At 67.3% G+C, this 26,855-nt stretch carries 28 protein-coding genes, 1 tRNA gene and 1 other RNA gene; 24 read left to right on the plus strand and 6 right to left on the minus strand.

Features of this window, described 5'->3' with window-relative positions; all coding sequences use genetic code 11:
* The first annotated feature begins 4 nt into the window (after window positions 1-4).
* The 5 genes from selA to ACZLIB_RS18700 all read left to right on the plus strand — a co-directional run bounded on the left by selA (window position 5) and on the right by ACZLIB_RS18700 (window position 5,911).
* The gene (gene selA, locus ACZLIB_RS18680; RefSeq protein WP_478468389.1) at window positions 5-1,429 is read left to right on the plus strand and encodes an L-seryl-tRNA(Sec) selenium transferase; all 1,425 of its coding nucleotides are present in this window, start codon (window positions 5-7) and stop codon (window positions 1,427-1,429) included.
* The gene (gene selB, locus ACZLIB_RS18685) at window positions 1,426-3,357 is read left to right on the plus strand and encodes a selenocysteine-specific translation elongation factor (RefSeq protein ID WP_478468390.1); all 1,932 of its coding nucleotides are present in this window, start codon (window positions 1,426-1,428) and stop codon (window positions 3,355-3,357) included. Before selA ends, selB begins: the two co-directional genes overlap by 4 nt.
* 24 nt (window positions 3,358-3,381) lie before the next feature.
* Window positions 3,382-3,477, plus strand: a tRNA-Sec gene (locus ACZLIB_RS18690).
* Between the two features lie 26 nt (window positions 3,478-3,503).
* Complete coding sequence (selD, locus tag ACZLIB_RS18695) at window positions 3,504-4,583, plus strand: selenide, water dikinase SelD (RefSeq protein WP_478468391.1); 1,080 nt, start codon at window positions 3,504-3,506, stop codon at window positions 4,581-4,583.
* A 182-nt stretch (window positions 4,584-4,765) separates the two neighbouring features.
* Entirely contained in the window at window positions 4,766-5,911 is a 1,146-nt protein-coding gene (locus ACZLIB_RS18700) for a Fic family protein (protein ID WP_071228189.1), read from the plus strand.
* A gap of 151 nt (window positions 5,912-6,062) precedes the next feature.
* On the opposite strand, the gene ACZLIB_RS18705 is transcribed toward ACZLIB_RS18700, so the two are convergent.
* The gene (locus ACZLIB_RS18705; RefSeq protein ID WP_478468393.1) at window positions 6,063-6,923 is read right to left on the minus strand and encodes a YicC/YloC family endoribonuclease; all 861 of its coding nucleotides are present in this window, start codon (window positions 6,921-6,923) and stop codon (window positions 6,063-6,065) included.
* 124 nt (window positions 6,924-7,047) lie between these two features.
* Between ACZLIB_RS18705 and rph the strand changes: the two genes are divergently transcribed.
* From rph to pepQ, 7 genes are all read left to right on the plus strand, one after another.
* Window positions 7,048-7,773 (plus strand): ribonuclease PH, encoded by a 726-nt coding sequence (gene rph, locus ACZLIB_RS18710; RefSeq protein WP_012512000.1) that lies wholly within the window; start codon window positions 7,048-7,050, stop codon window positions 7,771-7,773.
* Window positions 7,770-8,159 carry a VOC family protein gene (locus ACZLIB_RS18715; RefSeq protein WP_164081171.1) on the plus strand — a complete coding sequence of 130 codons (390 nt, stop codon included), beginning with the start codon at window positions 7,770-7,772 and terminating at the stop codon, window positions 8,157-8,159. Before rph ends, ACZLIB_RS18715 begins: the two co-directional genes overlap by 4 nt.
* A complete protein-coding gene (gene rdgB, locus ACZLIB_RS18720; protein WP_014038346.1) occupies window positions 8,156-8,752 on the plus strand; it encodes an RdgB/HAM1 family non-canonical purine NTP pyrophosphatase in 597 nt (198 codons plus the stop codon). Before ACZLIB_RS18715 ends, rdgB begins: the two co-directional genes overlap by 4 nt.
* Before the next feature lie 56 nt (window positions 8,753-8,808).
* Entirely contained in the window at window positions 8,809-10,035 is a 1,227-nt protein-coding gene (gene hemW / locus ACZLIB_RS18725) for a radical SAM family heme chaperone HemW (protein WP_049461727.1), read from the plus strand.
* A gap of 201 nt (window positions 10,036-10,236) precedes the next feature.
* Window positions 10,237-12,516: a DUF1631 family protein gene (locus ACZLIB_RS18730; RefSeq protein ID WP_478468394.1), complete on the plus strand. Its 2,280-nt coding sequence runs from the start codon at window positions 10,237-10,239 to the stop codon at window positions 12,514-12,516.
* The gene (locus ACZLIB_RS18735) at window positions 12,513-12,887 is read left to right on the plus strand and encodes a PilZ domain-containing protein (protein ID WP_180838787.1); all 375 of its coding nucleotides are present in this window, start codon (window positions 12,513-12,515) and stop codon (window positions 12,885-12,887) included. The genes ACZLIB_RS18730 and ACZLIB_RS18735 overlap by 4 nt, the downstream gene beginning before the upstream one ends.
* 75 nt (window positions 12,888-12,962) lie before the next feature.
* Window positions 12,963-14,294 (plus strand): Xaa-Pro dipeptidase, encoded by a 1,332-nt coding sequence (pepQ, locus tag ACZLIB_RS18740; protein WP_478468395.1) that lies wholly within the window; start codon window positions 12,963-12,965, stop codon window positions 14,292-14,294.
* Window positions 14,295-14,745: 451 nt separating this feature from the next.
* Here pepQ and ACZLIB_RS18745 read toward each other — a convergent pair whose 3' ends face one another.
* A complete protein-coding gene (locus ACZLIB_RS18745) occupies window positions 14,746-16,068 on the minus strand; it encodes an aminopeptidase P N-terminal domain-containing protein (RefSeq protein ID WP_100437673.1) in 1,323 nt (440 codons plus the stop codon).
* 5 nt (window positions 16,069-16,073) lie between these two features.
* Window positions 16,074-16,622 (minus strand): YecA/YgfB family protein, encoded by a 549-nt coding sequence (locus ACZLIB_RS18750; RefSeq protein ID WP_032128368.1) that lies wholly within the window; start codon window positions 16,620-16,622, stop codon window positions 16,074-16,076.
* Window positions 16,623-16,775: 153 nt separating this feature from the next.
* Here ACZLIB_RS18750 and ACZLIB_RS18755 point away from each other — a divergent pair, with 153 nt between their 5' ends.
* The 8 genes from ACZLIB_RS18755 to ACZLIB_RS18790 all read left to right on the plus strand — a co-directional run bounded on the left by ACZLIB_RS18755 (window position 16,776) and on the right by ACZLIB_RS18790 (window position 21,062).
* On the plus strand, window positions 16,776-16,997 hold the full coding sequence (locus ACZLIB_RS18755) for a TIGR02449 family protein (protein WP_005410898.1): 222 nt from the start codon (window positions 16,776-16,778) through the stop codon (window positions 16,995-16,997).
* Window positions 16,994-17,290 carry a cell division protein ZapA gene (locus ACZLIB_RS18760; RefSeq protein WP_005410899.1) on the plus strand — a complete coding sequence of 99 codons (297 nt, stop codon included), beginning with the start codon at window positions 16,994-16,996 and terminating at the stop codon, window positions 17,288-17,290. The genes ACZLIB_RS18755 and ACZLIB_RS18760 overlap by 4 nt, the downstream gene beginning before the upstream one ends.
* A gap of 152 nt (window positions 17,291-17,442) precedes the next feature.
* A non-coding RNA gene (ssrS, locus tag ACZLIB_RS18765) (6S RNA) lies at window positions 17,443-17,628 on the plus strand.
* Window positions 17,629-17,711: 83 nt separating this feature from the next.
* A complete protein-coding gene (locus ACZLIB_RS18770) occupies window positions 17,712-18,305 on the plus strand; it encodes a 5-formyltetrahydrofolate cyclo-ligase (RefSeq protein ID WP_478468396.1) in 594 nt (197 codons plus the stop codon).
* Window positions 18,302-18,781, plus strand: a complete 480-nt coding sequence (locus ACZLIB_RS18775; RefSeq protein WP_227854037.1) for an EVE domain-containing protein — start codon at window positions 18,302-18,304, stop codon at window positions 18,779-18,781. Before ACZLIB_RS18770 ends, ACZLIB_RS18775 begins: the two co-directional genes overlap by 4 nt.
* Window positions 18,782-18,803: 22 nt before the next feature.
* The gene (gene rpiA, locus ACZLIB_RS18780) at window positions 18,804-19,451 is read left to right on the plus strand and encodes a ribose-5-phosphate isomerase RpiA (RefSeq protein WP_006389802.1); all 648 of its coding nucleotides are present in this window, start codon (window positions 18,804-18,806) and stop codon (window positions 19,449-19,451) included.
* Between the two features lie 21 nt (window positions 19,452-19,472).
* On the plus strand, window positions 19,473-19,919 hold the full coding sequence (locus ACZLIB_RS18785; RefSeq protein ID WP_032128371.1) for a DUF192 domain-containing protein: 447 nt from the start codon (window positions 19,473-19,475) through the stop codon (window positions 19,917-19,919).
* Window positions 19,920-20,216: 297 nt separating this feature from the next.
* Window positions 20,217-21,062, plus strand: a complete 846-nt coding sequence (locus ACZLIB_RS18790; RefSeq protein ID WP_478468397.1) for a SirB1 family protein — start codon at window positions 20,217-20,219, stop codon at window positions 21,060-21,062.
* Window positions 21,063-21,121: 59 nt separating this feature from the next.
* Here ACZLIB_RS18790 and ACZLIB_RS18795 read toward each other — a convergent pair whose 3' ends face one another.
* Entirely contained in the window at window positions 21,122-21,346 is a 225-nt protein-coding gene (locus ACZLIB_RS18795) for a rubredoxin (RefSeq protein WP_014038358.1), read from the minus strand.
* 34 nt (window positions 21,347-21,380) lie between these two features.
* On the opposite strand from ACZLIB_RS18795, the gene thiE reads away from it, so the two are divergent.
* Window positions 21,381-22,007 carry a thiamine phosphate synthase gene (thiE, locus tag ACZLIB_RS18800; RefSeq protein WP_478468398.1) on the plus strand — a complete coding sequence of 209 codons (627 nt, stop codon included), beginning with the start codon at window positions 21,381-21,383 and terminating at the stop codon, window positions 22,005-22,007.
* Window positions 22,008-22,023: 16 nt separating this feature from the next.
* The gene (hemL, locus tag ACZLIB_RS18805) at window positions 22,024-23,313 is read left to right on the plus strand and encodes a glutamate-1-semialdehyde 2,1-aminomutase (RefSeq protein WP_478468400.1); all 1,290 of its coding nucleotides are present in this window, start codon (window positions 22,024-22,026) and stop codon (window positions 23,311-23,313) included.
* Window positions 23,314-23,424: 111 nt separating this feature from the next.
* On the opposite strand, the gene azu is transcribed toward hemL, so the two are convergent.
* Complete coding sequence (azu, locus tag ACZLIB_RS18810) at window positions 23,425-23,874, minus strand: azurin (RefSeq protein ID WP_049460658.1); 450 nt, start codon at window positions 23,872-23,874, stop codon at window positions 23,425-23,427.
* A gap of 123 nt (window positions 23,875-23,997) precedes the next feature.
* Here azu and ACZLIB_RS18815 point away from each other — a divergent pair, with 123 nt between their 5' ends.
* Complete coding sequence (locus tag ACZLIB_RS18815) at window positions 23,998-24,600, plus strand: HAD-IA family hydrolase (RefSeq protein ID WP_149908744.1); 603 nt, start codon at window positions 23,998-24,000, stop codon at window positions 24,598-24,600.
* Window positions 24,601-24,653: 53 nt separating this feature from the next.
* Here the strand turns inward: ACZLIB_RS18815 and ACZLIB_RS18820 are convergent, their stop codons facing one another.
* Entirely contained in the window at window positions 24,654-25,880 is a 1,227-nt protein-coding gene (locus ACZLIB_RS18820) for an acetylornithine transaminase (RefSeq protein ID WP_006467246.1), read from the minus strand.
* A 63-nt stretch (window positions 25,881-25,943) separates the two neighbouring features.
* Here ACZLIB_RS18820 and ACZLIB_RS18825 point away from each other — a divergent pair, with 63 nt between their 5' ends.
* Window positions 25,944-26,816, plus strand: a complete 873-nt coding sequence (locus ACZLIB_RS18825) for an ion transporter (RefSeq protein WP_032128376.1) — start codon at window positions 25,944-25,946, stop codon at window positions 26,814-26,816.
* The last annotated feature ends 39 nt before the right edge of the window (window positions 26,817-26,855 follow it).

Genomic DNA, 26,855 nt, shown 5'->3' on the forward strand with positions numbered 1-26,855 from the left:
GGCGATGACAGCCACGCCCCCCACCCCGGCATCGGTTTCCGCCCTGCCCTCGCTGGACCGGTTGCTGCGTCTGCCTGCCTTGGCAGCACTGATCGAGGGCCACGGCCGCAGCCGTATCACCCAGCTGCTGCGTTCGCACCTGCAGGTGCTGCGCGACCGTATCAGCGCCGGCCAGCTCTCGGCCACGCAGCTGCAGGAAGCGGTTGACGGCCCGGCGCTGGTGGCAGCAGTCGAGGCCGCACTGGCCGCTGACGCACGGCAGGATCTGCAGCCGATGTTCAATCTGACCGGCACCGTGCTGCACACCAATCTCGGCCGCGCCTTGCTGCCGGATGCCGCCGTGCACGCGGTCACCCGCGCGATGACCGCGCCGGTGGATCTTGAATTCGACATCAGCCGCGGCCGTCGCGGCGACCGCGATGCACGGGTGCAGGCATTGATCTGCGAACTGACCGGCGCTGAAGCCGCCACTGTGGTCAACAACAATGCGGCGGCGGTCCTGCTGCTGCTCAACAGCCTGGCCAACCGTCGCGACGTGGTGGTGTCACGCGGCGAGCTGGTGGAGATCGGTGGCGCCTTCCGCATTCCCGATGTGATGCGCAGTGCCGGCGCGCGGCTGCTGGAAGTGGGCACCACTAACCGCACTCACCCGGCCGACTTCGCCAATGCCATCAGCGCGCGCACTGCACTGCTGATGGAGGTACACGCCAGCAACTACGCGATCACCGGCTTCACCGCCAAGGTCGACACCGCGGCAATGGCGGCCATCGCGCACGAGCATGGCCTGCCGCTGGTGGTGGACCTGGGCAGTGGCAGCCTGTGTGATCTGGCGGCCTTCGGCCTGCCGCACGAGCCCACCGTGCAGGAAACGCTGGCGGCCGGCGCCGACCTGGTGTCGTTCAGTGGCGACAAGCTGCTGGGTGGTCCGCAGGCCGGCATCATCGCCGGCCGCGCCGACCTGATCGCGCGGATCAACCGCAACCCGCTGAAGCGGGCACTGCGCATGGACAAGATGGGCCTGGCCGCACTGGAAGCGGTGCTGGCCCTGTACCGCGAGCCGGAGCTGCTGGCACAGCGACTGCCGACCCTGCGCACCCTGTCACGCACGCAGGAGGTCATCGATGTGCAGGCCCAGCGCCTGCTGCAGCCGATGCGTTCCGTGCTCGCGGCCGACTACGATCTTGAACGGTCACCAATGCAGAGCCAGATCGGCAGCGGCGCCCAGCCACAGGCGCAGCTGGCCAGCGCCGGACTGCGTATTACCAGCGCGCGCCGTGGCGGACTGGATCGCCTGGCCAAGCGCTTGCGTCAGCTACCGCGGCCCGTGCTGGGCCGCATTGCCGATGACGCGCTATGGCTGGACCTGCGCTGCCTGGAACCGGCCGACGAAGCCGACTTCCTCGCCCAATGGAGCGCGCTGCAGGCATGATCGTCGGCACCGCCGGGCATATCGACCATGGCAAAACCAGCCTGGTGCGCGCGCTGACCGGCATCGAAACCGATCGCCTGCAGGAAGAGCGAACGCGCGGTATATCGATCGAACTGGGCTACGCCTATGTCCCGGTGGAACGCAGGGACGTCGAAGGCCCCGCCGCGACGCTGGGCTTCGTCGACGTGCCAGGCCATGAGCGCTTCGTGCACACGATGGTGGCCGGCGCCACGGGTATCGATGTCGCCCTGCTGGTGATCGCTGCCGACGACGGCGTGATGCCACAGACCCGCGAGCATCTGGCCATCCTGCAGCTGCTGGGCGTGGATCGCGGCGCGGTGGCGCTGACCAAGATCGACCGTGTGGATGCGGCACGCCTCGCCCGGGTCGAGATCGAGATTGCCGCGCTACTGGCCGCGACACCGCTGCAGGATTCTCCTCTGTTCGCCTGCAACAGCACCGCACCCGACGATGCCGGCATCAGCGCACTGCGTACCCAGCTGCACGCATGGGCGGCGGACGATGCCAGCACACGCCAGGCCGAACTGCGCAGCGAACTGTTCCGCATGCCGGTGGATCGCGTGTTCTCGCTGGCCGGCCACGGCACACTGGTAACCGGCGCGGTGCATGGCGGCATCGCCGCGGTGGGTGAGCATCTGCAGCTGATGCCAGCCGCCACCGACGTGCGCGTACGCAGCATCCATGCGCAGAACCAGGCCAGCGAGCACGCGATGGCTGGGCAACGCTGCGCACTGAACCTGGCCGCCATCGCCCGCGACGACATCCGCCGTGGCGACTGGATTGCCGATCCACGCGCGCTGCTGGCCACTACCCGCGTCGACGTGCGCCTGCGACTTTCCGCACTGGCGCCGCCACTGCGCGACTGGTCACCGCTGCACATCCACTGGGGCACGATGCACCGGCAGGCCCATGTAGTGCTGCTGGAAGACCACGACCACGGCGATGGTCAGTTGGTGCAGCTGGTGTTCGATGCAGAGGTCTGCGCGATGTGTGGCGATCGCTTCATCGCCCGCGATTCCGCCGCGACCCACACGCTGGGCGGTGGCGTCGTGCTCGATCCGGATCCTCCGCAGCGGCGTCGGCGCAGTCCTGCGCGGCTGGCCTGGCTGGGGGCACTGGAGCAGCTGGCGGCCGGTGCCGGTGTTGTCCCGCTGCTGCAGCAGGCACCTGCCGGCATTCCCCTCACCGCGTTGCAACGCTATTGCCGACGCGCCGCCGACCGCATCGACCTGCCCGAGGACGCGCGACGCATCGCTACCCGCGATGACACGGTGATCATCCTCGCACCGCACTGGCAGGCGCTGCGCGAGCAGGTAATCACCTCACTGCGTGGATGGCATGAGCGACGCCCCGACGAACCCGGCGTCGACAGCGGGCGCCTGCAGCGCAGTACCCTGCCCTCGCTTGCAGCGAGCCTCTGGAATGCGCTGCTGCAGGATCTGCTGGCCGATGGCACGCTGCAGCGCGTGGGCGCGTGGTGGCGCCTGCCCGGCCATGACCATGCGCCGCCGGAACGCGAACGCCTTCTGCTGGAACGCGTGCTGCCGCAACTGCATGCCGGTGGCTTCGATCCACCGTGGGTGCGCACCCTGGCCGCCGACGCCGGACTGGCCGAAGACGAGGTCCGCGCCGTCCTGCGCCGCGCCGCCGCACGTGGTGAACTGTTCCAGGTGGTACCGGACTTGTTCTATTCACCCGCGCGCATTGCGGAACTCGCTGCTATCGTCGCGCAGCTGTCACAGGCCAGCGGCACGGTGGATGCGGCAGCGTTCCGCGATGCCATCGGCCTGGGCCGCAAACGCAGCATCCAGATCTTGGAGTTCTTCAATCGCGTTGGCTACACTCGACGCGTCGGTGACCAGCATCGGCCGCGCGGCGACCTGCAGTGGAACGCGGCCCGCGACTGAGCCCACCGGTACCGCCGTACTTTCGGAAGGCATGCGCATCCGGGCATGCGGCTGGGCTTCAAACCCAGTAGGGGGCGTCGATCGTTCCCTGGTAGGTTCGACTCCTGCTGCCTTCCGCCATTCGTGTTTCCGCAGGAGATGTCGGCATGGCCACGCACGCGCAGTCCCCCGCTCCTTCAACGGCCGATGCCCCGCAACGACTGACGTCTCTCGCGCATGGCGGTGGCTGCGGCTGCAAGATCGCGCCCGGCGTGCTGACCGAACTGCTGCGTGGCGTTCCAGCGCTTCCGGCACCGGCCGAGCTGCTGGTCGGCCGCGAGACCAGCGACGACGCGGCGGTGTACCGCCTCGATGACCATCAGGCGATCGTCGCCACCACCGACTTCTTCATGCCGATTGTCGACGACCCGTTCGACTTCGGCCGCATCGCCGCCACCAATGCGCTGTCGGACCTGTACGCGATGGGCGCGCGGCCACTGTTCGCGCTGGCCATCGTCGGCATGCCGATCAACAGCCTGCCGCAGGACACCATCCGTGGCATCCTGCAGGGTGGCGAACGCGCCTGCGCTGATGCCGGCATCGTGGTGGCTGGTGGCCACAGCATCGATTCGGTGGAACCCATCTACGGCCTGGCCGCGATCGGCGTGCTCGATCCGCAACGGCTCAAGCGCAATGCCGATGCACGCGCCGGTGACGTACTGGTGCTGGGCAAACCATTGGGGGTGGGCGTGTATTCGTCGGCACTGAAGAAAGAAGTGCTGGATGTCGAGGGCTACCGTCAGATGATCGAGTCGACCACCCGCCTGAACGCCGTGGGCGTACCGCTGGCCGCGCTGGACGGTGTGCATGCCATGACCGACGTCACCGGCTTCGGCCTGCTCGGCCACCTGCTGGAAGTGTGCCGCGCCAGTGGCGTGGCCGCCGAGGTGGATAGTGCACAGGTGCCGCTGCTGCCGCAGACCCTGGACCTGCTGCAACGTGGCTGCGTAACCGGCGCCTCCAACCGCAACTGGGCCTCGTACGGCGCCGAGGTGCGCTTCGCCGAGGGCTTGGCCGCCCACTGGCAGCCACTGCTGACCGACCCGCAGACCAGCGGCGGTCTGCTGGTGTCCTGCGCCCCGGAGGCAGTGGATGCGGTGCTGGCCAGCTTCCACGACGCGGGATTCGGCCAGGCGTCCGTGGTGGGGCGTTTGAGCGAGGGAGCGCCGGGCGTCAGGGTGGTTTGAGATGTTCTTGCCTCGGGCGCGCATCCCCCGTCGTTGAGATCCGCAGCCATGGCGGCGGCACCACTTCATCGGTTTGCTCGGATAACGTGCCACTGGGAGCAACCTCAGCACTATTAAAGAATGCTTTAATAGCGGCCGGGATTCTTAAAGATCCCTTTAACAACGCCTCGCCAGGAGCGCAAATGCCCAGGACCACCGGCACTTACACCACCACCGATTCGGGCGGCGAGCTTGTCAAGGCCTTCGTGCCCCATCCATTGCCGCCCACGATGCCGCCCCTTGATCCTGCTTGCTACATGGCCAATGCGGCAGCCGAGGCGGCGCTGGGACGGCTCTCCGCCATGTCGGGTTTGGTCGCTTCTGCTGAATGGCTGATCTACAGCTCCATCCGCAAGGAGGCCTTGTTGACCTCCCAGATGGAGGGCACTCAGGCGACACTGACGGATCTGCTGGATCAAGAATCCGGAATCGACGTGGCCAGTACCACGGACGTCAGCGACGTGACGAATTACCTGCAAGCGTTCGCGTATGTGCGAGACCAGCTGAAACACGATTGGGGCCTGCCGATCTCAACGCGCCTGTTGTGCGAAGCACATAGCATCCTTTTGAACAGTGCGCGCGGCGAGCAGAAGTTACCTGGTGAAGTGCGCCGCTCCCAGAACTGGATCGCAGGTACCCGGCCAGGCAATGCTCTTTACGTCCCCCCTCCTCACATGGAAGTCGGACGGTTGCTGGGTGAGATGGAGCGCTATATCCACGAGCCTACGACAGACCTTCCTCCTCTGGTCCGCATTGCCTTGATCCATGCACAGTTCGAAACGATCCACCCGTTCCTTGATGGCAATGGGCGCATAGGCCGCTTGCTGATTGCAGCATTGCTGGAAGACTGGAAGCTGCTGCCGGAGCCACTGCTCTATGTCTCTGGCGAACTCAAGAAACATCAAGACGAGTACTACCGGCTTCTGTCGGCCATCCGCGCCGATGGCGACTGGGAGAGTTGGATCCGCTTCTTCCTCGACTGCACGACCGAAGCCGCCGAGAACGCCCAAAGAAACATCATCGACATCGCCTCACTCATCGCAGCCGACCGGAGAAAGGTCATGGCTGCGAAAGACGGCACGGTGCAGGCGATCCGCTTGTTCGAAATGCTGCCTACGATGCCGCGCTTCACCATTACATTTGCAGCTGAAAGGCTGGGGGTGACATTTCCCACCGCCAGCGCGGCTGTCAAAGTCCTGCAAAGCGTTGACGTCCTTGTCGGTACCGGGAATCAGAAACGGAACCAGCAGTTCAGCTACAAGCAATACACCGAACTGCTGCAGCGCTAGGGAGGTAGGCGCAGCCCGCGCATTGAAGGGGAGACGTTGAATATCCCCCAAATGCGTACCCAGGCGGATCAATGATCACCCATCACACGCTCGTCCCAACCGCCAGGGCACGCATCTTCGATGACCTGACGGCACGCCCGGCCACGCCCTATCACTCGATGTTCTGCACCTGTTCGCGGATCTGGTCGATCAGCACCTTCAGCTCCACCGCGGCATTGGACGTGCGGCTGTCCACCGACTTCGAGCCCAGCGTGTTGGCTTCGCGGTTGAACTCCTGCAGCAGGAAGTCCAGGCGGCGGCCGACCGGCTCGCGCTGCTTGAGCACGCGGCGGATCTCGACGATGTGGCTGCCGAGGCGGTCCAGCTCTTCATCCACGTCCAGCTTCTGCAGCCACAGCACCAGTTCCTGCTCGGCGCGACCGGGGTCGACCGGGTGCGGCAGGTCAGCCAGGCGGGCGGCCAGCTTGGCGCGCTGGCCGTCGCGAATGGCCGGAATCAAGGTGCGCACTTCGGTAGCGATGCGTTCGATGCCGTCCACGCGCTCGCTGATGGCCGCGGACAACTTGCCGCCTTCGCGCTCACGGGCCTCGACGAAGCCATCCAGCACCTGGTCCAGCAGGGCCAGTGCCTCGACCTGCAGGGCGGCGGCATCGGTGGCCTCGCCACGGGTGACGCCCGGCAGCTGCAGCAGATCGGTGAAGCTGACCTGCAGATTGGGGAAATCGGAGGTCAGGCGGTGCGCCAGGCGGCCCAGCTGGCCCAGCAGGGCCTCGTCCACCTGCAGGTTGGCGGCCGCTTCCGGCGCGCGCAGGCGCATCACCAGATCCAGCTTGCTGCGGCTCAGGCGCGCGGCGATACGCTCGCGCAGCTGCGGCTCGAGCGCCCGCAGTTCCTCGGGCAGGCGGGTGCCGACCTCCAGGAAGCGGTGGTTGACCGAGCGCAGCTCGCAGCCCAGCGTGCCCCACGGGGTGACCCGCTCGCCGCCGGCGTAGGCGGTCATGCTTCGAATCATGGATTGTGTCCGGTGCGTGCAAAGGGGGAATGGTACCCTAGCGCCCTCACCAGAGCCCCCTTGCCCGCCCCGTGAAGGCCGCGGGCGTGGCGGCGTACTCCCTCGCCATTACGGAACCCGCACCATGTCCGATTCCCGCCCCAGCGGCCGCCAGCCCGACCAGCTCCGCCCGGTCGTCATCCAACGCGGCTTCACCCGCCACGCCGAAGGTTCGGTGCTGGTGTGCTTCGGTGAAACCCGTGTGCTGTGCACCGCCAGCGTCGAGAACCGCGTGCCGGGCTTCCTGCGCGGCAAGGGCGAAGGCTGGGTGACCGCCGAATACGGCATGCTGCCGCGCGCTACCCACACCCGCAGCGACCGCGAAGCGGCCCGTGGCAAGCAGGGCGGCCGCACCCTGGAGATCCAGCGCCTGATCGGCCGCAGCCTGCGCGCGTGCGTGGACCGCAACGCGCTGGGCGAGCGCACCATCACCCTCGACTGCGACGTGCTGCAGGCCGACGGCGGCACCCGCACCGCTGCCATCACCGGCGCCTACGTGGCCCTGGTCGATGCGGTGAACGTGCTGATGAAGCGTGGCGACATCAAGCGCAACCCGATCCTGGGCGCAGTGGCCGCGGTGTCGGTGGGCGTGTACCGCGGCACCCCGGTGCTGGACCTGGACTACGCCGAAGACAGCGACTGCGACACCGACATGAACGTGGTGATGAACGACGGTGGCGGCTTCATCGAGCTGCAGGGCACCGCCGAAGGGCATGCCTTCCGTCGCGACGAGCTGGACGCGCTGCTGGGCCTGGCCGAGAAGGGCGTGCGCGAGCTGCTGGACGCACAGCAGGCGGCGCTGTCGGCATGAACCGGCGCATCGCCCTGACCACCCTGGTGGTGGCCGACTATGACGAAGCCATTGCCTGGTACACCGGCAAGCTCGGCTTCGCACTGCTGGAGGACATCGACCAGGGCCACAAGCGCTGGGTGGTGGTGGGGCCGACCGACGGCAGCGCTGCCGCCCTGCTGCTGGCCCGTGCCAGCGACGAGGAACAGCGCAGCCGCATCGGCAACCAGACCGGTGGCCGCGTCGCCTTCTTCCTCAACACCAACGACTTCCACCGCGACCACACGGCGATGCTGGCCGCCGGGGTCGAATTCCTGGAAGCGCCGCGCGAAGAACCCTATGCAACGGTCGCGGTGTTCCGCGATCTGTATGGCAACACCTGGGACCTGCTGGAGCCCCGTCAATGAAGAAACTGGTACTGGCCAGCCACAACGCCGGCAAGCTGGTGGAGATGCAGGAGATCCTCGCCGACCTGCCGCTGCAGATCACCTCGGCCGCCGAGCTGGGCCTGGGCGACGTGGAAGAAACCGGCCTGACCTTCGTCGAGAACGCGCTACTGAAGGCGCGCGCGGCCTGCGAAGCGACCGGCCTGCCCGCGCTGGCCGATGATTCCGGCCTGATCGTCGATGCCCTCGGCGGTGCGCCGGGCCTGTACAGCGCGCGCTATGCCGGCCACCCGACCAATGCCGCGGCCAACAACGCCAAGCTGCTGGAGGCGATGGCCGACGTTCCCGATGGCCAGCGCGGCGCCCGCTTCTATGCGGTGATCGTGCTGCTGCGCCACGCCACCGATCCGCAGCCGCTGATCTGCGAAGGTCGCTGGGAGGGCCAGATCATCCGTGAACTGCGCGGCACGAATGGTTTCGGCTACAACCCGGTGTTCCTGGACACCACCCACGGCCTGACCGCCGCGGAGATGGAGCCGGCCCTGAAGAACGCCATCAGCCACCGTGCCATTGCCCTGCAGCAGCTCAAGCAGCAGCTGGCGACGCTGTACTGACGCCACCCGATCGAACCAGGGAAGCCGGCCAGCGGCCGGCACTACCGAAGATGCCCATGCCGCACGCCCACGACCACTGCAACCACCTGCCCGGCGAAGCCTGTTCGGCGGACCACGACACTTCGGTACGACTGGTGCCGCCGCCGCTGTCGCTGTACGTGCACCTGCCGTGGTGCGTGCGCAAATGCCCGTACTGCGATTTCAATTCGCACCAGGCCAAGGGCGAGCTGCCGTTCGATGCCTACATCGATGCGCTGCTGCGCGACCTCGACCAGGACCTGCCGCTGGTCTGGGGCCGGGTGGTGCACAGCGTGTTCTTCGGTGGCGGCACGCCCAGCCTGTTCCCGCCGGAAGCCATCGACCGTTTCCTGCAACAGGCCAGCGCACGCCTGCGTTTCGCGCCCAATGCCGAAATCACCCTGGAAACCAACCCGGGCACCGCCGAGCATGGCCGCTTCGACCGCTACCGCGCAGCCGGCGTGAACCGCCTCAGCTTCGGCATCCAGAGTTTCGACGACGCCATGCTCAAGCGCCTGGGCCGCATCCACGACAGTGGCGAAGCCGAGCGCGCGGTGAAGATGGCGCAGGACGCGGGTTACGACAACTTCAACATCGACCTGATGTACGCGCTGCCGGAACAGACCCTGGCCGGTGCCGAGGCTGATCTGGAACGCGCGTTCGCGCTGCAGCCGGCACACATCTCGCACTACCAGCTGACCCTGGAACCGAACACGGTGTTCTTCGCGCGGCCGCCGCAGGGCATTCCCGATGAAGACAACGCCTGGGACATGCAGGAACACTGCCAGGCGCTGCTGGCGCAGGCCGGTTTCGGCCAGTACGAGGTGAGCGCCTACGCACGCCCTGGCCGGCAGAGCGCGCACAACCTGAACTACTGGCGCTTCGGCGATTACCTGGGCATCGGTGCCGGCGCGCACGGCAAGATCAGCTCGGGCGCCGAGGAACACGTGCTGCGACGCTGGAAGCTGAAGCATCCGCAGGCTTATCTGGACAGCGCGGGCACCCCGGCCTCGTTCGGGGGTGACGATGTGATCGCGCCTGAGCGCCTGCCCTTCGAGTACATGCTGAATCTGCTGCGCCTGCACGAAGGCTTCGGCCTGCGCGATTTCGAGTCGCGTACCGGGCTGTCGCGCAGCGTGCTGGATGCACCGCTGGCCGAGGCCGTGCAGCGTGGCTGGCTGGACGTGACCGATGGCCATGTGCAGCCGACCGAACTGGGCCGCCGTTTCACCAACGATGTGGTGAGCCTGTTCCTGGAGGAGTGATCCTCGCCTGACAGGGGGTAGTGCCGGCCGCTGGCCGGCAGCTCGATCGGCGGGGATTGCCGGCCAGCGGCCGGCACTACCGTTCATCGGTCGGGCCATGCCTGGCGAATGGGATGCACATTCGCCCTAAAGTAGCGCCGACAGCGGCCGACACGGTAGATTCACCAGATCGATCCGCGGGAATCCGGATACCGCCTGCCGATGTCAGCTGTCTTTTCCATCACTCCTGCCGACAAGAACCGCCTGGCCGCCAGCGACCTGCCACCGCGGGTACGTGAGCTGCTGGGCGCGCTGATCGGCCTGTGCCGGCAGACGCTGGCCGCGCCCCTGATCCTGACTGTCGAAGCGCTGGAGCAGACCCTGCTGCACGACGCCGATCGCGCACGCAATCCGCAGCAGCAGGCCGAACTGATGGCCCAGCGTGGACAGCTGCACGCCTTCGCTGGCCACTTCGCCGACCGCATGCTCGATGCCGTTGCCGACGCCCTCGCACGGTTGCGCGAACCGGCCAACGGTGTCAGCACCAGTGCTACGCCGCCAGCGCTGCCGGGCATGCTCGGGCTGTCGCTGGTTGATGAGCACGAAGTGGATCGCGACCTGCTGCTGACCGAGATGGTGCGGCGCGAAACCCTGCGTTCAACCAACACACTGAACCTGCTCGGCCAACGCCTGGGGGTACTGGCGGCGGCGCCGGCCTTCGAGGCCGACACCCTGCCGCTGGCGCCGCAGGCACTGTGCGCGATGGTGCGCCGGATTGCCGAACAGGACGCGCTGAGCGTCGACGTACAGCTGGCGCTGTATCGCAGTTTCGAACGACAGGTACTGGAACGGCTGGGCGATATCCTTGACCGTGCCAATGCGCTGCTGGCCCAGTCCGGCGTACTGCCGGGGCTGGTCTACACCCCCTACCTGGCACGCTCGTCGAGCACGCGTCGGATCATCACCCAGTCGGTGGGTGGCGGCCGCACCACGCAGCCGGCCAAGCGCAGCGCGGCCCCCCTGACCGGCTGGAACGGTTCGGCACCGGCCGGCTCCTGGTCCAGCCTGGTACAGGACGCCTTCCACGAGGGTGGTGCAGCCGGCCCCGCCACGCCGGGCGTGACCACATCCACCGGCAGTGCTTTGCATGAGCTGCTGCAGCAGGCCCGGCACGCCAGCCCTGCCCCGGCGGACAGCGGCGCAGTGCCCAGTGCGGCAGTCGACGCGGTACTCGCGCGTCTGCAGGCTCAGTCCAGCGCGGCAACCAGCGTGGCCGACCTGCAGGCGGCCGTGGTCGCGCAGCTGCGCAGCGAGCATGGTGCGCAGGCCCAGCTGGGCAGTCACGACCGGGACAACCTGGACCTGCTGCGCATGCTGATGCAGCAGGTGCAACAGCAGCAGCGTCCCGATCCGGTGCCGGCCGCCCTGCTGGCCCGCCTGCAGGTGCCCCTGGCACGTGCGGCCATGGCCGACCCGGGCTTCTTCGTACGCGACGAACATCCCGCGCGCGAGCTGCTCAACCAGATTGCCGAAGTCGGCGCCAACTGGCTGGGCGACGATGACGTCGACCCACAGCTGCTGCAGCGCATGGCGCAGAGCGTGCAGGGCCTGCTCGGCCAGGATGCACGCGCGCCGGAAGCCTTCGCCGCTGCCAACGAAGACGTGCAGCAGCACCAGCGCGCGGCGGCCCATCGTGCCGAACTGGCCGAGCGCCGCCACGTGGAAGCCGCGCGCGGCAAGGAACGATTGGAACTGGCCCGTCGCCAGGCCACCGCACAGATCGACCAGTGCTGCGACACGCAGTCGCCACCGCGCTTCGTGCAGACCCTGTTGCGCCAGGCCTGGGCCGATGCACTGACCCTCACCCGCCTGCGCCATGGCGATGATTCGCCACAGTGGCAGGAACGCCTGCAACAGACCGAGCGCATCGCTGCCATCACCGCACAGGCCATCGACGCCCCCGGCGGCACCGATACCGCGTTGGCAGCGGACGTGGAGGCCGCACTGCTGCAGGTCGGCTACCACGCCGAGGAAGCCGCCGCCGTCGCGCGCAGGCTGGCCACGCCCGGTGGCGAGGATGAAAGCACCTCGCGTACCGAACTCAGTGCCCGCCTGAAGGCACGTGCGCGCCTGGGCGAACACGCCGGCGCGCCCACCGGCACGGCGCCTGCAACGCCCCGCAGCAGTGCCGAAGAAGCCGCCTACCAGCAGCTGTCCACGCTGCCGTTCGGCAGCTGGTTCGACATCGATACCGGTGATGGCACGCTGCGCCGCCAGCGCCTGTCCTGGTACAGCCTGCTGACCGGCCACGCCCTGTTCGTCAATCCACGCGGGCAGAAGATCACCGATACCGACCTGGATACGCTGGCACGGCAGATCAGTGCCGGGCGCGCGCAACTGGTCACCGAAGACAAGGGCCGGCTGGTCGACCGTGCCTGGGAAGCCAGCCTCGGTGCGCTGCGCGCACTGGCCACGGGCCGCGCACAGGAGACCCCCGCATGAAAGCCGTACCGCCGCAGGACACCCGCCGCGCGCCGCGCCGCCAGGTCTCGGACCTGGTGCCGGTCACCGACCAGATGCGCGAGTGCGTGGTCGGACGCCTCGGCAATGTCTCCGAAACCGGCATGCTGATGCTGGCCAGCGTGCCGCTGCGCGAGGATGCGTTGTACCAGCTGCGCTTCCCGTTGCCACTGGGTGATGGCCGCCAGCAGGCCATCGACGTGGGCGTGCACCTGCTGTGGAGCGAGCCCGCACACGTTCCCGGCCAGAGCTGGACCGGCTTCCGCTTCCTGACCCTGTCACGCGAACATCGGCAGCTGCTGCGCCAGTGGGTGGGCGAGGACAGCGACGAGGGACCGGTTTCGACGGTCTGAGTGCCGGTTCCGGCACAGCGGTTTTTCGCGGTATGCGGCAGAATCTAGGGCCGTTTTCCGTGTCGAGCCACCGCAATGATCCAGCAAGACCCCGGCGCCCTGTATCCCGACCACCTGGCCGTGCTGTGCCGACGCGCCGAACAGGCGCTGGCCCGCGGCGGCTTCGATCACCTGGTGGTGCCCAGCGGCACCCTGCACTACCAGGTGTTCGACGACCGCGACTACCCGTATGCGGTGAATCCGCAGTTCAAGGCCTGGCTGCCGCTGACCCGCGTGCCCAACAGCTGGATCGTGTTCACCCCCGGCAAGCGTCCGGCGGTGATCTTCCACCAGCCGTTCGATTACTGGCACGTGGTACCGGACGCCCCCAGCGGCTGGTGGGTGGAGCACTTCGACATCCACATCATCCGCAAGCCCGAAGAGGCGCTGGCCCTGCTGCCGGCCGACCCGTCGCGCTGCGCGATCCTCGGCGAGCCGCAGAGCACGCTGGGCAACTACGTGCCGAACAACCCGGCGCCGGTGGTGAACTACCTGGAATGGCACCGCGGCAGCAAGACGCCGTATGAAATCGCGCTGATGCGCCAGGCGCAGGTGCTGGGCGTGCGCGGCCACCGTGCCGCCGAAGCCGCGTTCCGCAACGGCGCCGACGAGTTCAGCATCCACATGGCGTACTGCCAGGCCGTCGGCCAGGACGCCAACGAGCTGCCCTACGGCAACATCGTGGCGTTGAACGAACATGCCGCCGTGCTGCATTACACCGAGCTGGGCCGCAAGGCGCCGCAGCCGCTGCGCAGCTTCCTGATCGATGCTGGTGCCAGCGCGCACGGCTACGCCAGCGACATCACCCGCACCTACGCCGCGCAGGGCCACGACGAGTTCGCCGCGATGATCGCCGCCGTCGACGGTGCCCAGCAGCAGATGTGCGCAGCGGTGCGCCCGGGCTTCGACTACAAGCAGCTGCACGTGGACGCACATCTTTCGCTGATGGGCGTGCTGAAGGACTTCGGCGTGATCAAGGTCTCGCCGCAGACCGCAGTGGAAACCGGCGTCAGCGCCGCGTTCTTCCCGCATGGCATCGGTCACCTGATCGGCCTGCAGGTGCACGACGTGGCCGGTTTCGCGGCCAGCGACGAGGGTGGCCGCATCGAGCGCCCGGCCGGCCACCCGTACCTGCGCCTGACCCGCGTGCTGGAACCGGGCATGGTGGTGACCATCGAACCGGGCCTGTACTTCATCGACATGCTGTTGAATGAAGTGAAGGATGCCGGCCATGGCGATGCGATCAACTGGGACCGCGTGGATTTCTTCCGTCCGTATGGCGGCATCCGCATTGAAGACGAAGTGCTGTGCACTGAAGGCGAGGCGGACAACCTGACGCGGCCGGAGTTTGCGGCGGCCAACGGCTGAGCCCCTCGTGGTTGGTCGCAGAAGTCAAAAGCCCTGCCTCTGACAGTTTCCTGCCGCGTTCAACCACGGAAAAGAGAAAAGAAAAGCAGAAGCGGGTCGCTCGCTGCACTCGCTCTGTGTCGACCAAGGTCGACACCTACCAACAGCCGCGCGTTCCAACGGCCGCAGTGGCCAGTAGATCCACGCCATGCGTGGATGATTCATTCGATATCTGACAGATGTGCCGACCAACGGTCGGCACCCACCAACAGCCGCGTGAACCTGTCGAAGGCGGGGCACGGTGGGTTTGCGGGGTGTGAGCCGCATGGATGCGGCGACCAAGCCTCCAGGGATGGATTCACGGCGTCCCCGCAAACCCACCGTGCCCCGCCATCCCACGGATAGCCCGCTTTGGCCTTGGCTTTGGCTGTTGCCTCTGCAGGTGCAGGGCTGCAAGCCCTGCCGAAACCCCTTACCCCGCCATCACCGCTTCAATCTCGTCGGCGCTGCGCGCCAGGCCTTCGGTCAGCACGCGATGCCCGTCATCGGTGATCAGCACGTCATCCTCGGTACGGATCCCGATACCGCGCCAGCGCGGTTCCACCGTCGTATCGTCCACGCCGATATACAGCCCCGGCTCGATGGTGAATGCCATGCCCGGCTCCAGCAGGCGCGAATCGCCGGCCAGGCGATAGTCACCCACGTCGTGCACGTCCATGCCGATCCAGTGCCCGGTCTTGTGCCGGTAGAAACGCTGGTACAGGCCCTCGGACAGGTTCTTTTCCAGCGTGCCCTTCAGCAGGCCCAGCCGCAGCAGGCCTTCGGTCAGGGTCTGCACCGCCGCCAGGTGACCCATCTCGTAGGCCACGCCCGGCTTGGCCTGGGCCAGTGCCGCGGCCTGCGCGTCACCGACCAGGTCGTGCAGCGCGCGCTGCTCGGCGCTGAAGCGGCCGTTCACCGGGAACGTGCGGGTGATGTCGCTGGCATAGCCGCGGTATTCGGCACCGGCGTCGATCAGCACCAGCTCACCATCGCGCGAACGTGCGTTGTTGTCGCGGTAGTGCAGGATGCAGCCGTTGCGACCTGCACCGACGATGCTGCAATAGGCCGGCACCGCGTCGTTGGCGCGGAACACGCGTTCCAGTTCGGCCTGCAGTTCGTATTCGTGGATGCCGGCCTTCGCCGCTTTCATCGCCGCCAGATGTGCACGCACGCTGATCTGCGCGGCGTGGTGCATCAGCGCCACTTCAGCACCGGACTTGAACAGGCGCTGCTCATGCAGCAGGTGGCCCAGCTCCAGGAACTCATGCGGCGGCTGCGCGCCGTGGCGCACCTGCGAACGCACGCGGTTGACCCAGCCGATCAGCTTCAGGTCGAAATCGGCGTCGCGGCCGAAGTGGTAATAGACGCGCGAACGCCCTTCCAGCAGGCCCGGCAGGATGTCGTCCAGATCGTCGATCGGGTACGCATCGTCCATGCCGTACTGCGCCACCGCGCCTTCCTGGCCGGCGCGGCTGCCGTCCCAGGCCTCGCGCTCGGCGTCGCGCTCACGGCAGAACAGGATGGCCTCGCCGTGGCGGCGGCCCGGGATCAACACCAGCACCGCTTCCGGCTCCGGGAAGCCGCTCAGGTACTGGAAGTCCGAATCCTGCCGGAACGGGTAATGGGTATCGAGGCTGCGCACCTTCTCGGCCGCGGCGGGAAGCACCAGGATCGCATCCTCGCCGGCCATGTCCATCAGCTGGCGGCGGCGACGCTTGTATTCGCCGGCCGCGATGCCGGTGCGCTGCTTGATGTCCATCAGTTCAGGCGCTGCCGATGGCGCGAGGCCAGCACCACGTCACCGTGCAGCAGCAGTACCGCCACGCGGATGAATTCCTCGATCTCGGACAGGGCTTCGTCATCGTCATCGCCACCGGCCTCGAAATCCTCGCTGGAGGCACGGGCCAGGCTGGCCATGTCGGTCAGCGCTTCTTCGCCCTCTTCGGACAGGGTCGGGCGGCGGCCGCCGCTGCCCAGGCCGAAGCCGCCCAGGAAGGAACGGGTCCAGCTGAACATGGCATCAGCCTGCGCGGACACGTCGTCGCCATCGGTCAGCAGCAGTTCGAAGGCGAAATCGCGGTCTTCCAGTTGCTTGATGGTGACCTGCAGCAGCTGCCCCAGCACGCTGTCGGCGGCCACCGGCGGCAGGTTGTCGTCGGCCAGCACACGCGCCGGCCAATCATTGCCGGGGGCACCACCGGCGGCCAGCCAGCCGCACAGTGCGCCGTGCAGCTCGGCAGCGGTGGCGCCCAGGCCCAGTTCCTGGCTGGCGCGGGTAACGTCGTCGACGGAGGGAAGTTCGGTCATCGTGCGGCTCGTTCGGAAAGGAAACCCGGGGCGCGCACGCGCGCGCCCGTGAGACCCCGTAGTGTAGCAACCCGACGGCATCCTCTCTGCGACCGTCAGGCCTTGCTGCGACAACGCTTGACCGCCCTTACCCGGCTTGCCTATCGTGCCCGTATGGAACCCGCCGATCCCCTTGCCCAGCTGCAGGACTTCGCTGCCCGCGTGGAAGCGTTGCTTGAACGCAACCAGCGCCTGGCCGAGGAGAACCGCAGCCTGCGCCACCAGCAGGAACAGCTGGTGGCCGAGCGTTCCACGCTGCTGGCCAAGAACGAGCAGGCACGCTCGCGGGTGGAAGCAATGATCAGCCGGCTCAAATCCCTGGAGCAGCACACATGAGCGCCGAACCGGTCAGTGTCCGCATCCTCGATCGTGAATACACCGTGGGTGTCGGCGGCGATGAACGCGACAGCCTGATGGCGGCCGCGCGCCTGCTCGATGCGCGCATGCGCGAAATCCGCGGCAGCAACCGCATGGCCGCGGTCGACCGCGTCGCCGTGCTGGCGGCGTTGAACCTGGCCCATGAACTGCAACTGCTGCGCGACGAGAACGCCCGCCAGGCAGTCGCCCTGCAGCAGACGCTGGCCGACCTGAACCGGCGCCTGGACCGCGCGATCGACGGCACCCCGTAGAAGAGGGGACGGAGGGAATCAAGGCGCATTCGCCCCTTCCGTGCCGGAAACGTCTTAATCCCCTCCGTCCCCTTTTCTCATATCTGAATTGGCACGGACTGTTGCCGACGAACGGCCTATCCAGATCCTGCGTGCTGGCTATAATGGCCACGCGTTCTCTGCGGTACTCGACGGCATGTGCAAACATTCGCCTTGTCCCTTAAGAACGACACCGGGAGCGCGACAGCGCCGGGAGTGCAGGTCCGCCTTGTAGCGGGAAGCCCGATGGTTCTCCAGCGTTCCCACTTGAGCCCCCGGGTTCAAGGTCGTTTCGCATGCATCGACATTGCGGAGAATGCAATATTCCAGCAAGGGCGGCGTCTTCGGGCGTCGCCCTTGTTCTTTCCGGCACAATGACGGCTGATCCTTGCCGCACGCTGCCATGACCGACCCGCGCCAGGCCCTGCGCCACGACCTGCGGCAACGCCGCCGCGACCTTTCCGCCGCTGAGCGCATTGCCGCCGCCGAATCCCTCGCCGATGCCCTGCTGGCCCTGCCGTTCGCCCCGCGCGAAGGCGCCGTGGCCGGCTACTGGGCGCTGGATGGCGAAATCGCCTTGCACCGGTGGCAGGTGCAGTTACCCGACACACTGACCTACTGCCTGCCGGTACTGGCGGGTGACGTGCTGCGCTTCGCACCGTGGCGCCCCGGGCAAGCATTGACCAGCAACCGTTACGGCATCCCCGAGCCGGACGTGGCGGTGGAAGACACCCTGGAACCGGCGCAGATGGCGCTGGTAGTGACCCCGCTGGTGGGCTTCGACACACAGTGCCGGCGGCTGGGCATGGGGGGCGGCTGGTATGATCGCAGCTTCGCCTTCCGCCACGACCGGCCGGCGCCGCCCTGGCTGGTCGGCGCTGCATTCGCGGTGCAGCAGGTCGAGTCCTTGCCGGTGGCGTCGTGGGACGTGCCGGTGGATGCGATCTGCACCGAAGACGGCCCCCTGTTCCCCTCCGCTGCCCCCGTGAACGCATGACCGCCCGCAAGCGCTACTGGCTGATGAAATCCGAACCGGACGCCTTCTCCATCGATGACCTGGCCAAGGTCAAGGTCGAACCCTGGAACGGGGTGCGCAACTACCAGGCGCGCAATTTCATGCGCGATGGCATGCAGGTGGGTGACGGCATCCTGTTCTACCACTCCAATACCAAGGTGCCGGGCATCGTTGGCCTGGCCACCGTGGCCAGCCCGGCCTACCCGGACGACACCCAGTTCGACCCGACATCCGACTACCACGATCCCAAGAGCACGCGCGAGAACCCGCGCTGGATGCTGGTGGACGTTGCCTTCGACCGCAAGCTCAAGCAGGTGATCGCGCTGGACGAGATCAAGCTGCACGCCGAAGAACTCGGCGAGGGCTTCCCGCTGGTTGCCAAGGGCAACCGCCTGTCGGTGTTCCCGGTGACCGCCGCGCAGTGGAAGCTGCTGCTGTCGCTGGAAAAGAAATCCTGATTCCCTGCCTGAGAGTTCTCCCATGTCCGAAGCCAAGCGCCTGGCCGCCGAGAAAGCCATCGAGTACGTTGAAGACGGCATGATCGTCGGTGTCGGCACCGGTTCCACCGTGGCCTATTTCATCGATGCCCTGGCCCGCATCCAGCACCGCATCAAGGGTGCCGTGTCCAGCTCCGAACAGAGCACCGCGCGCCTGAAGCAGCACGGCATCGAGGTGATCGAGCTGAACCACAGCGGCAACCTGTCGCTGTACGTGGACGGCGCCGATGAGTGCGATGCCAACAAGTGCCTGATCAAGGGCGGCGGCGCCGCGCTGACCCGCGAGAAGATCATCGCCGAGGCCAGCGAGCGCTTCATCTGCATCGTCGACCCGAGCAAGCAGGTGCCGGTGCTGGGCAAGTTCCCGCTGCCGGTGGAAGTGATCCCGATGGCGCGCAGCCTGGTCGCCCGCCAGATCCGCGACATGACCGGCGGCCAGCCGACCTGGCGCGAAGGCGTGGTCACCGACAACGGCAACCAGATCCTGGACATCCACAACCTGCAGATCACCGATCCGGAAAAGCTGGAGCGCGAGCTCAACCAGCTGCCCGGCGTGGTCTGCGTGGGCCTGTTCGCGCGCCGTCGCGCCGATGTGGTGATCGTCGGTGGTGAGCCGCCGGTCGTGCTCTGACCCTTTCGAAGGATCCTGACGATGTCGCTGTTGCGTTCGCTGCTGATGCTTCCGCTGCTGGCCCTGGCCGGCTGTGCTACCGACGCGGCCCGCCATTGGGTCGAGCTGGATGGCGCCCGCTACCAGGTGGAGCTGGCCACCAACGATGAAACCCGCGCGCGCGGGTTGATGTTCCGCGACCAGATGGCCGCCGATCACGGCATGCTGTTCATCCACGACCGCGAGGAAATGCAGGCGTACTGGATGAAGAACACCAAGCTTGCGCTGGACATCCTGTACTTCGACAGCCAGCGCAAGCTGGTCAGCCAGCAGCGCGACGTGCCGCCGTGCTCGGCCGGCGACATGTGCCCGCCCTACCCCAGCGGTGGCCCGGCGCGCTATGTGCTGGAGCTCAACGCCGGTCAGGCCGAGAAGCTCAAGCTGAAGGACGGCACCCAGCTGACCTTCGGCCCGGGCATCGAAAAGTAAACGATGCGGCCGGCCAGCGGCCGGCACCCGCCGAATCAACATCAAAGGCAAAAGCTGGGTTACCGAGGGATGGCGGGGCGGTGTGGACTTGCAGGACACGCCGTAAACCCGTCCCTGGGGGCTCGTAGGCGCCATCCATGGCGCCTGCGGTCCTGCAAGGCCACACCGCCCCACCTCTGACAGTTGGCCGGCGGCTGTTGGCAGGTGTCGACCTTGGTCGACACGACATTTCCAAGGCGATGTTCTTTTCACGCGGCACCGCTTGAAACCGCCTGCGAATGACGCCAGTCTGTGGTCATGCAGGACCGGATCTCACTCCCCGACTGGGATGCACTGGCCGACCTCGAAGACGAGGCGCTGCCACTGTTGCCGACCGCGCTGCTGATCGCGCGCGATGAATACCCCGATCTGCAGCCGTCCACCTACGACGCGCTGATCCAGAGCCATGTCGACCACCTCCGTTCGGAAGTGGACAGCATCGACAACAGCCCATTGAAGATGGCAGCGATCAATCGCCATCTGTTCGACGAGCTGGGCTACAGCGGCGACCACGACGAGTACTACGACCCGCGCAACAGCTACCTCAACCAGGTATTCGAGCGCCGCCTGGGAAACCCGATCTCGCTGGCGCTGGTGCAGATGGAAGTCGCGCGCCGACTGGGAATCCCGCTCGACGGCGTGTCCTTCCCCGGCCACTTCCTGGTGCGCCTGCCGGTGGGCGACGGCGTGCTGGTGATGGACCCGTTCAATGGCGGCCGCCCGCTGGACGTGGACGAACTGCGCGAGCGGGCCAAGTCACACCTGGGCGGGCAGATGCCCGACGACCAGGTGCTGGCGCAGATCCTCGACCCGGCGCCGGCGCGCGCGATCCTGATGCGCATGCTGCGTAACCTGCACGGCGTGTATGCCGAAGCCGGCGAATGGGACCGCGCCGCGCGCAGTGCCGACCGCCTGCTGAAGCTGGCCCCGGAGCAGGACGACGCGCTGCGTGATCGCGGCCTGGCCTACCTGCAGCTGGAGTACCTGGCCGGTGCCCGGCATGACCTGGGGCAGTATCTGAAGCGCAACCCGGAAGCCAGCGATGCGCAGTGGCTGCGCGAGAAGCTGATCGACCTCGGTGGGCCGGTGCCACGGCTGCATTGAGGGTGTCCGGTGTGCGGACCAACGGTCCGCACCCACAGAAGGGCCTGCAGGCCCCGCCATCAATCGACCTCGACCATCTCGAAATCGGCCTTGGTCACGCCGCAATCCGGGCAGGTCCAGGTCTCGGGAATGTCTTCCCAGCGCGTCCCCGGCGCGATGCCTTCTTCCGGCAAGCCTTCCGCTTCGCTGTAAAGAAAGCCGCAGACCACGCACATCCAGGTACGCAAGGTGGTGGGGGTGGCATCGCTCATCGGATAATCAGGGCTGGATTCACGGGCCGCCATTGTCCCATCGCGGTCCACTCACCGGTAGCCATCGATGACTTCTGCTTCCCCGGCGCCCCGCGGCGTCTACCTGATCACCCCGGACGAGCCCGATACCGCACGCCTGCTGGCCCGCACCGCGCCGCTGCTGGCCGCCGGCGCCACCTGGCTGCAGTACCGCAACAAGACCGCCAGCGACGCGCTGCGGCGGGAGCAGGCCACCGCCCTGCAGGCGCTGTGCGCGGAACACGGCGTGCCGCTGATCGTCAACGACGACCCGGCGCTGGCCAAGGCGGTCGGCGCCGCCGGCGTGCACCTGGGCGGCACCGATGGCGATATCCCCAGCGCGCGTGCCCTGCTCGGCGCGGACGCCATCATCGGCGCCTCCTGCTACGACCAGCTCGCCAACGCCGAGCAGGCCGTGGCGGCCGGCGCCAGCTACGTGGCCTTCGGCGCGTTCTTCCCGACCACCACCAAGATCACCAGCAGCCGCGCCCATACCGACCTGCTGCGGCAAAGCGCCGCACTGGGCGTGCCGCGGGTGGCGATCGGCGGCCTGACGCCGGACAATGTCGGTCCCATCATCGACGCCGGCGCCGATCTGGTCGCCGTGGTCAGCAGCGTGTTCGCCGCCGAAGACCCGGTTGTGGTCCAGCGCGCCTACCTCGCCCAGTTCGCGTAATGCCCAGGAAATCCGCATGAACCACGACCAGTCCCACGCCCTGTTCTCCCGCGCCCAGCAGCTGCTGCCGGGCGGCGTCAATTCGCCGGTGCGCGCGTTCAAATCGGTCGGCGGCGAACCGTTCTTCGTCGAGCGCGCCGATGGCGCCTACCTGTACGACGTCGACGGCAACCGCTACATCGACTATGTCGGTTCCTGGGGCCCGATGATCGTCGGCCACAACCATCCGGCCGTCCGCCAGGCGGTGAAGAAGGCGATCGACAATGGCCTGTCCTTCGGCGCGCCCTGCGCGGCCGAAGTGACCATGGCCGAGACCATCACCCGACTGGTGCCGTCGTGCGAGATGGTGCGCATGGTCAACTCCGGCACTGAAGCCACGCTGTCGGCGATCCGGCTGGCGCGCGGCGCCACCGGCCGCAACCGCATCGTCAAGTTCGAAGGCTGCTACCACGGCCATGGCGACTCGTTCCTGGTGAAGGCCGGCAGCGGCATGCTGACGCTGGGCGTGCCGACCTCGCCGGGCGTGCCGGCCGGCCTGAGCGAACTGACCCTGACCCTGCCCTACAACGACTTCGAAGCGGCCACTGCCCTGTTCGAACAGCAGGGTGACGACATCGCCGGCCTGATCATCGAACCGGTGGTCGGCAACGCCAACTGCATTCCGCCACGCGAAGGCTACCTGCAGCACCTGCGCGACCTGTGCACGAAGCATGGCGCGCTGCTGATCTTCGACGAAGTGATGACCGGTTTCCGCGTTGCCCTTGGCGGTGCACAGGCGCACTACGGCATCACCCCGGACCTGACCACCTTCGGCAAGATCATCGGCGGCGGCATGCCGGTGGGTGCCTACGGCGGCCGCCGCGAACTGATGCAGCAGATCGCCCCGGCCGGCCCGATCTACCAGGCCGGCACGCTGAGCGGCAATCCGGTGGCGATGGCCGCCGGCCTGGCGATGCTGGAACTGATCCAGCAGCCGGGTTTCCACGCCGACCTGGCCGAGCGCACCGCGCGCCTGTGTGCCGGCCTGGAAGCGGCCGCCGCCGACGCCGGCGTGGTCGTGACCACCACCTGCGTGGGCGCGATGTTCGGGCTGTTCTTCACCAGCGAGAAGGTGGAGACCTATGCGCAGGCCACCGCCTGTGACATCCCGGCGTTCAACCGCTTCTTCCACGCGATGCTGGACCAGGGCGTGTTCCTGGCACCGTCGGCGTACGAGGCCGGCTTCCTGTCCAGCGCCCACGACGATGCGGTGATCGAGGCCACCCTCGCCGCCGCACGCGTGGCGTTCAAGGCCGCCAAGGGCTGAGCCCGCTCTGCACGAAAAAGGGGACGGAGGGGATTAAGTCGTTTGTGCACAAACGACTTAATCCCCTCCGTCCCCTTTTTTTCCTGGTAGAGCCACGCCATGCGTGGCTGCTCAACCGAAGACGAACTTGCCCTTCATCATCGCGAAGTGGCCGGGGAACGAGCAGAAGAAGGTGTAGTCACCGCCCTTCTGCAGGCCCTGGGTAGAGAAGCGCACGCGCGCGGTTTCACCACCGCCGATCACCTTGGTGTGCGCCAGCACGCGCTTGTCGGCCTTCGGCAGGTAGCTGTCGGCCAGGGTCATACGCATGCCAGCCATCGCCACCGGCTGGTAATCCGCGCTGCGGGTCAGCACCCAGTTGTGGCCCATCGCGGTAGCGGCCAGCTTGCCGGTGTGGCGCAGGGTCAGGTCCACGGCGGTGCAATCAGCGGCCACCTTGATCTCGCGGCTGCTGAAGCTCATCTGGTCGGTGCTGTCGATGCTCACCGCACACACCCGCGCCATCGCCGACGGCGCCAGCATCAGCGCGCCCAGTCCCACTGCCACCATCCAAGCCTTCATCGTTGCATCTCCTGCGGATTCAAGCGCCATTCTAGGCAGGCCCCTGCGGCCGCGTCTGCGACCGTCTGTCGCATGGCTGCTCCAGGGTTTCCCGCGTGTTCACTGCAATGGCATGCTCGACCAATGCGGATCGACCTGTTGCTGCTGGATGTGGATGGCGTGCTGGTGCACTACCAGCGCGCGCAGCGCGTGCTGTACCTTGCGCAGGCGCTGGATGTCGTGCCGGAAACCGTGCAGGCCGCGCTGTACGACAGCGGGCTGGAAGCGGCACATGACAATGGCACGCTGGATGGCCCGGCCTATCTGGCGCAGCTGGGAGAGCTTCTAGGCACGACGGTCGATGTGACTGCTTGGACCGCGGCGCGGCGGGCCGCCAGCCATCCGCAGGCTGCCGTGTTGCAGCGGCTGCAGGCCCTGCAGTTGCCGATGGCAGTGCTGACCAACAACGGCGCGCTGATGCAACAGGCCTTGCCCACCCTGCTACCGGAACTGTTCCCTGCCCTGCAGGACCGCGTGTTCTGCAGCGCCGATTTCGGCCTGCGCAAACCGGCGCCGGAAGTCTTCCTGCGCACGCTTGAGGTACTCGGCGTGGCGCCTGCGCGCACGCTGTTCGTCGATGACCTGTTCGCCAACGTGCGCGGCGCACGCGCCGCCGGCCTGCACGCGGAAACCGTGCGCGATGGCCGGGGATTGGGCAAGGTGTTGAAGCGTTACGCGGTGAGCTGATCGGGGTCAGAGCCCTCTCCGCAGGAGAGGGATCCGACCCCAGCGCCGCGGCGTCAGCGCGCGGCGATGAAAGCAGCAATCGCTGCGCGCAGGCGCTTCAGGCCTTCGGCCACTTCTTCGTCGGTGATGTTCAGCGACGGCACGAAGCGCAGCACGTCCGGGCCGGCCTGCAGGGTCAGCAGGCCCTGCTCGGCGGCGTGGTCGAGGATCGCACCGGCCTGGCCGGCGAAGTCCTTGCTCAGCACCGCGCCCAGCATCAGGCCACGGCCACGCACGTCGCTGAACACACCGAACTCGTCGTTGATGCGGGCGAAGCCATCGCGCAGCGCCTTCGACTGGCGGCTGACGTTGGCGGCGATCTCCGCCGAGGCCAGCTTGCGCAGCGCCACGCGCGCGACTGCGGCCGCCAGCGGGTTGCCGCCGAAGGTAGTGCCGTGTGCGCCGAACTGCATGGTTTCGGCCACCTTCGGGCCGGCCAGCATCGCACCGATCGGGAAGCCACCACCCAGCGCTTTGGCCAGGGTGACCATGTCCGGTACCACATCGTCCTGCCAGTGCGCGAACAGCGTGCCGGTGCGGCCCATGCCGGCCTGGATTTCATCCAGCACCAGCAGTGCGTTGTGCTGGTCGCACAGTTCGCGCACGCGCTTGAGGAAACCGGACTTGGCCGGCATCACGCCGCCCTCGCCCTGGATCGGCTCCAGCATCACTGCGGCCACGTCGCCGGCGGCCATCGCGGTTTCCAGCTGCACCTCATCGTTGAAATCGATGTAGCGGAAGCCACCGGGCAGCGGCTCGTAGCCTTCCTGGTACTTCGGCTGAGCGGTGGCGGTCACCGCGCCCATGGTGCGGCCGTGGAAGCTGCCGCGGAAGGTGATGATGACGCGCTTGTCGGCCGGGCGGCCCTGGCTGGAGGCCCACTTGCGGACCATCTTGATCGCCACTTCGTTGGCTTCGGCGCCGGAATTGCACAGGAACACGCGCTCGGCGAAGCGGCTGGCCTTCACCAGCTCCTCGGCCAGGTGCAACGGCGGCGCGCTGTAGAACACGTTGCTGGTGTGCCAGAGCTTGCCGGCCTGCTCGACCAGCGCGGCGACCAGGTCCGGGTCGTTGTGGCCCAGGCCACACACGGCGATGCCGGCGGCCAGGTCGATGAACTCACGGCCCTGGCTGTCCCACACGCGGGCGCCCTGGCCGCGCTCCAGTACCACCTGGCGGGGCTTGTAGACCGGCAGGTAATAGTGCGAAAGGGAGATCAGCGGATCGGTAGCGGCGGTCATGGCAGTCGGCAGGGTTCAGGAATCCCCATTCTCGCGCCGGAACCCCTGCGGCACAATGCGCCCATGCGACCGTTTTCCGCCCCCCAGCTGAACCCCGCCACCGAGACCGGCTGGCGCCGTCGGTGGTTCGACATCATCTACCGCCACGACACCCGGCCTTCGCGCAATTTCGACCTGATCCTGGTGGTGGCGATCATCGCCAGCATCCTGGTAGTGATGATCGACAGCGTGCAGCACCTGCATGCCGAATGGTCCACCGGCCTGTACATCCTGGAATGGGGCTTCACGATCATCTTCACCGCCGAGTACCTGCTGCGGCTGGCGGTGGTCAAGCGCCCGCTGCGCTACGCGGTGAGTATCTGGGGCATCATCGACCTGCTGTCGATCCTGCCCGCCTACCTGTCGATGTTCATCCCCGGCGCGCAGAGCCTGCTGGTGGTGCGTGCGCTGCGCATCCTGCGCGTGTTCCGCATCCTCAAGCTGACCCGCTACATCGAGGAAAGCGGCGTATTGATGACGTCACTGTGGCGCAGCCGGCGCAAGGTGTTGGTGTTCCTGTTCACGGTGATCACCATCACCATCATCGCCGGTGCTCTGATGTACGTGATCGAGGGCCCCGAACACGGCTTCACCAACATCCCGGCCAGCATGTACTGGGCGGTGGTGACCATGGCCACGGTCGGTTTCGGCGACATCGTGCCGCAGACCGTGCTCGGCCGCTTCGTCACCTCGGTGCTGATCCTGATCGGCTACAGCATCATCGCCGTGCCCACCGGCATCTATACCGCCGAACTGGCCAGCACCATGCGTGAAGCCGAGCAGGCCGCGCGCCGCGATGCGCGCGGCTGCCCGGACTGTGGGCTGGAAGGCCATGAACCGGATGCACTGCACTGCCGCAAGTGCGGCGGCAAGCTGCCGGATGCGTTCAACCATTGAGGCACATGCCGGCCAGTGGCCGGCACTACCTCTCGGCGG

The organism is Stenotrophomonas sp. 220_Sma, from assembly GCF_056487375.1.

Coding starts and splice junctions, on each gene's coding strand:
- selA (WP_478468389.1), top strand. CDS start 5: ATGACAGCCACGCCCCCCACCCCGGCATCGGTTTCCGCCCTGCCCTCG.
- selB (WP_478468390.1), top strand. CDS start 1,426: ATGATCGTCGGCACCGCCGGGCATATCGACCATGGCAAAACCAGCCTG.
- selD (WP_478468391.1), top strand. CDS start 3,504: ATGGCCACGCACGCGCAGTCCCCCGCTCCTTCAACGGCCGATGCCCCG.
- ACZLIB_RS18700 (WP_071228189.1), top strand. CDS start 4,766: ATGCCCAGGACCACCGGCACTTACACCACCACCGATTCGGGCGGCGAG.
- ACZLIB_RS18705 (WP_478468393.1), bottom strand. CDS start 6,923: ATGATTCGAAGCATGACCGCCTACGCCGGCGGCGAGCGGGTCACCCCG.
- rph (WP_012512000.1), top strand. CDS start 7,048: ATGTCCGATTCCCGCCCCAGCGGCCGCCAGCCCGACCAGCTCCGCCCG.
- ACZLIB_RS18715 (WP_164081171.1), top strand. CDS start 7,770: ATGAACCGGCGCATCGCCCTGACCACCCTGGTGGTGGCCGACTATGAC.
- rdgB (WP_014038346.1), top strand. CDS start 8,156: ATGAAGAAACTGGTACTGGCCAGCCACAACGCCGGCAAGCTGGTGGAG.
- hemW (WP_049461727.1), top strand. CDS start 8,809: ATGCCGCACGCCCACGACCACTGCAACCACCTGCCCGGCGAAGCCTGT.
- ACZLIB_RS18730 (WP_478468394.1), top strand. CDS start 10,237: ATGTCAGCTGTCTTTTCCATCACTCCTGCCGACAAGAACCGCCTGGCC.
- ACZLIB_RS18735 (WP_180838787.1), top strand. CDS start 12,513: ATGAAAGCCGTACCGCCGCAGGACACCCGCCGCGCGCCGCGCCGCCAG.
- pepQ (WP_478468395.1), top strand. CDS start 12,963: ATGATCCAGCAAGACCCCGGCGCCCTGTATCCCGACCACCTGGCCGTG.
- ACZLIB_RS18750 (WP_032128368.1), bottom strand. CDS start 16,622: ATGACCGAACTTCCCTCCGTCGACGACGTTACCCGCGCCAGCCAGGAA.
- ACZLIB_RS18755 (WP_005410898.1), top strand. CDS start 16,776: ATGGAACCCGCCGATCCCCTTGCCCAGCTGCAGGACTTCGCTGCCCGC.
- ACZLIB_RS18760 (WP_005410899.1), top strand. CDS start 16,994: ATGAGCGCCGAACCGGTCAGTGTCCGCATCCTCGATCGTGAATACACC.
- ACZLIB_RS18770 (WP_478468396.1), top strand. CDS start 17,712: ATGACCGACCCGCGCCAGGCCCTGCGCCACGACCTGCGGCAACGCCGC.
- ACZLIB_RS18775 (WP_227854037.1), top strand. CDS start 18,302: ATGACCGCCCGCAAGCGCTACTGGCTGATGAAATCCGAACCGGACGCC.
- rpiA (WP_006389802.1), top strand. CDS start 18,804: ATGTCCGAAGCCAAGCGCCTGGCCGCCGAGAAAGCCATCGAGTACGTT.
- ACZLIB_RS18785 (WP_032128371.1), top strand. CDS start 19,473: ATGTCGCTGTTGCGTTCGCTGCTGATGCTTCCGCTGCTGGCCCTGGCC.
- ACZLIB_RS18790 (WP_478468397.1), top strand. CDS start 20,217: ATGCAGGACCGGATCTCACTCCCCGACTGGGATGCACTGGCCGACCTC.
- ACZLIB_RS18795 (WP_014038358.1), bottom strand. CDS start 21,346: ATGGCGGCCCGTGAATCCAGCCCTGATTATCCGATGAGCGATGCCACC.
- thiE (WP_478468398.1), top strand. CDS start 21,381: ATGACTTCTGCTTCCCCGGCGCCCCGCGGCGTCTACCTGATCACCCCG.
- hemL (WP_478468400.1), top strand. CDS start 22,024: ATGAACCACGACCAGTCCCACGCCCTGTTCTCCCGCGCCCAGCAGCTG.
- azu (WP_049460658.1), bottom strand. CDS start 23,874: ATGAAGGCTTGGATGGTGGCAGTGGGACTGGGCGCGCTGATGCTGGCG.
- ACZLIB_RS18815 (WP_149908744.1), top strand. CDS start 23,998: ATGCGGATCGACCTGTTGCTGCTGGATGTGGATGGCGTGCTGGTGCAC.
- ACZLIB_RS18820 (WP_006467246.1), bottom strand. CDS start 25,880: ATGACCGCCGCTACCGATCCGCTGATCTCCCTTTCGCACTATTACCTG.
- ACZLIB_RS18825 (WP_032128376.1), top strand. CDS start 25,944: ATGCGACCGTTTTCCGCCCCCCAGCTGAACCCCGCCACCGAGACCGGC.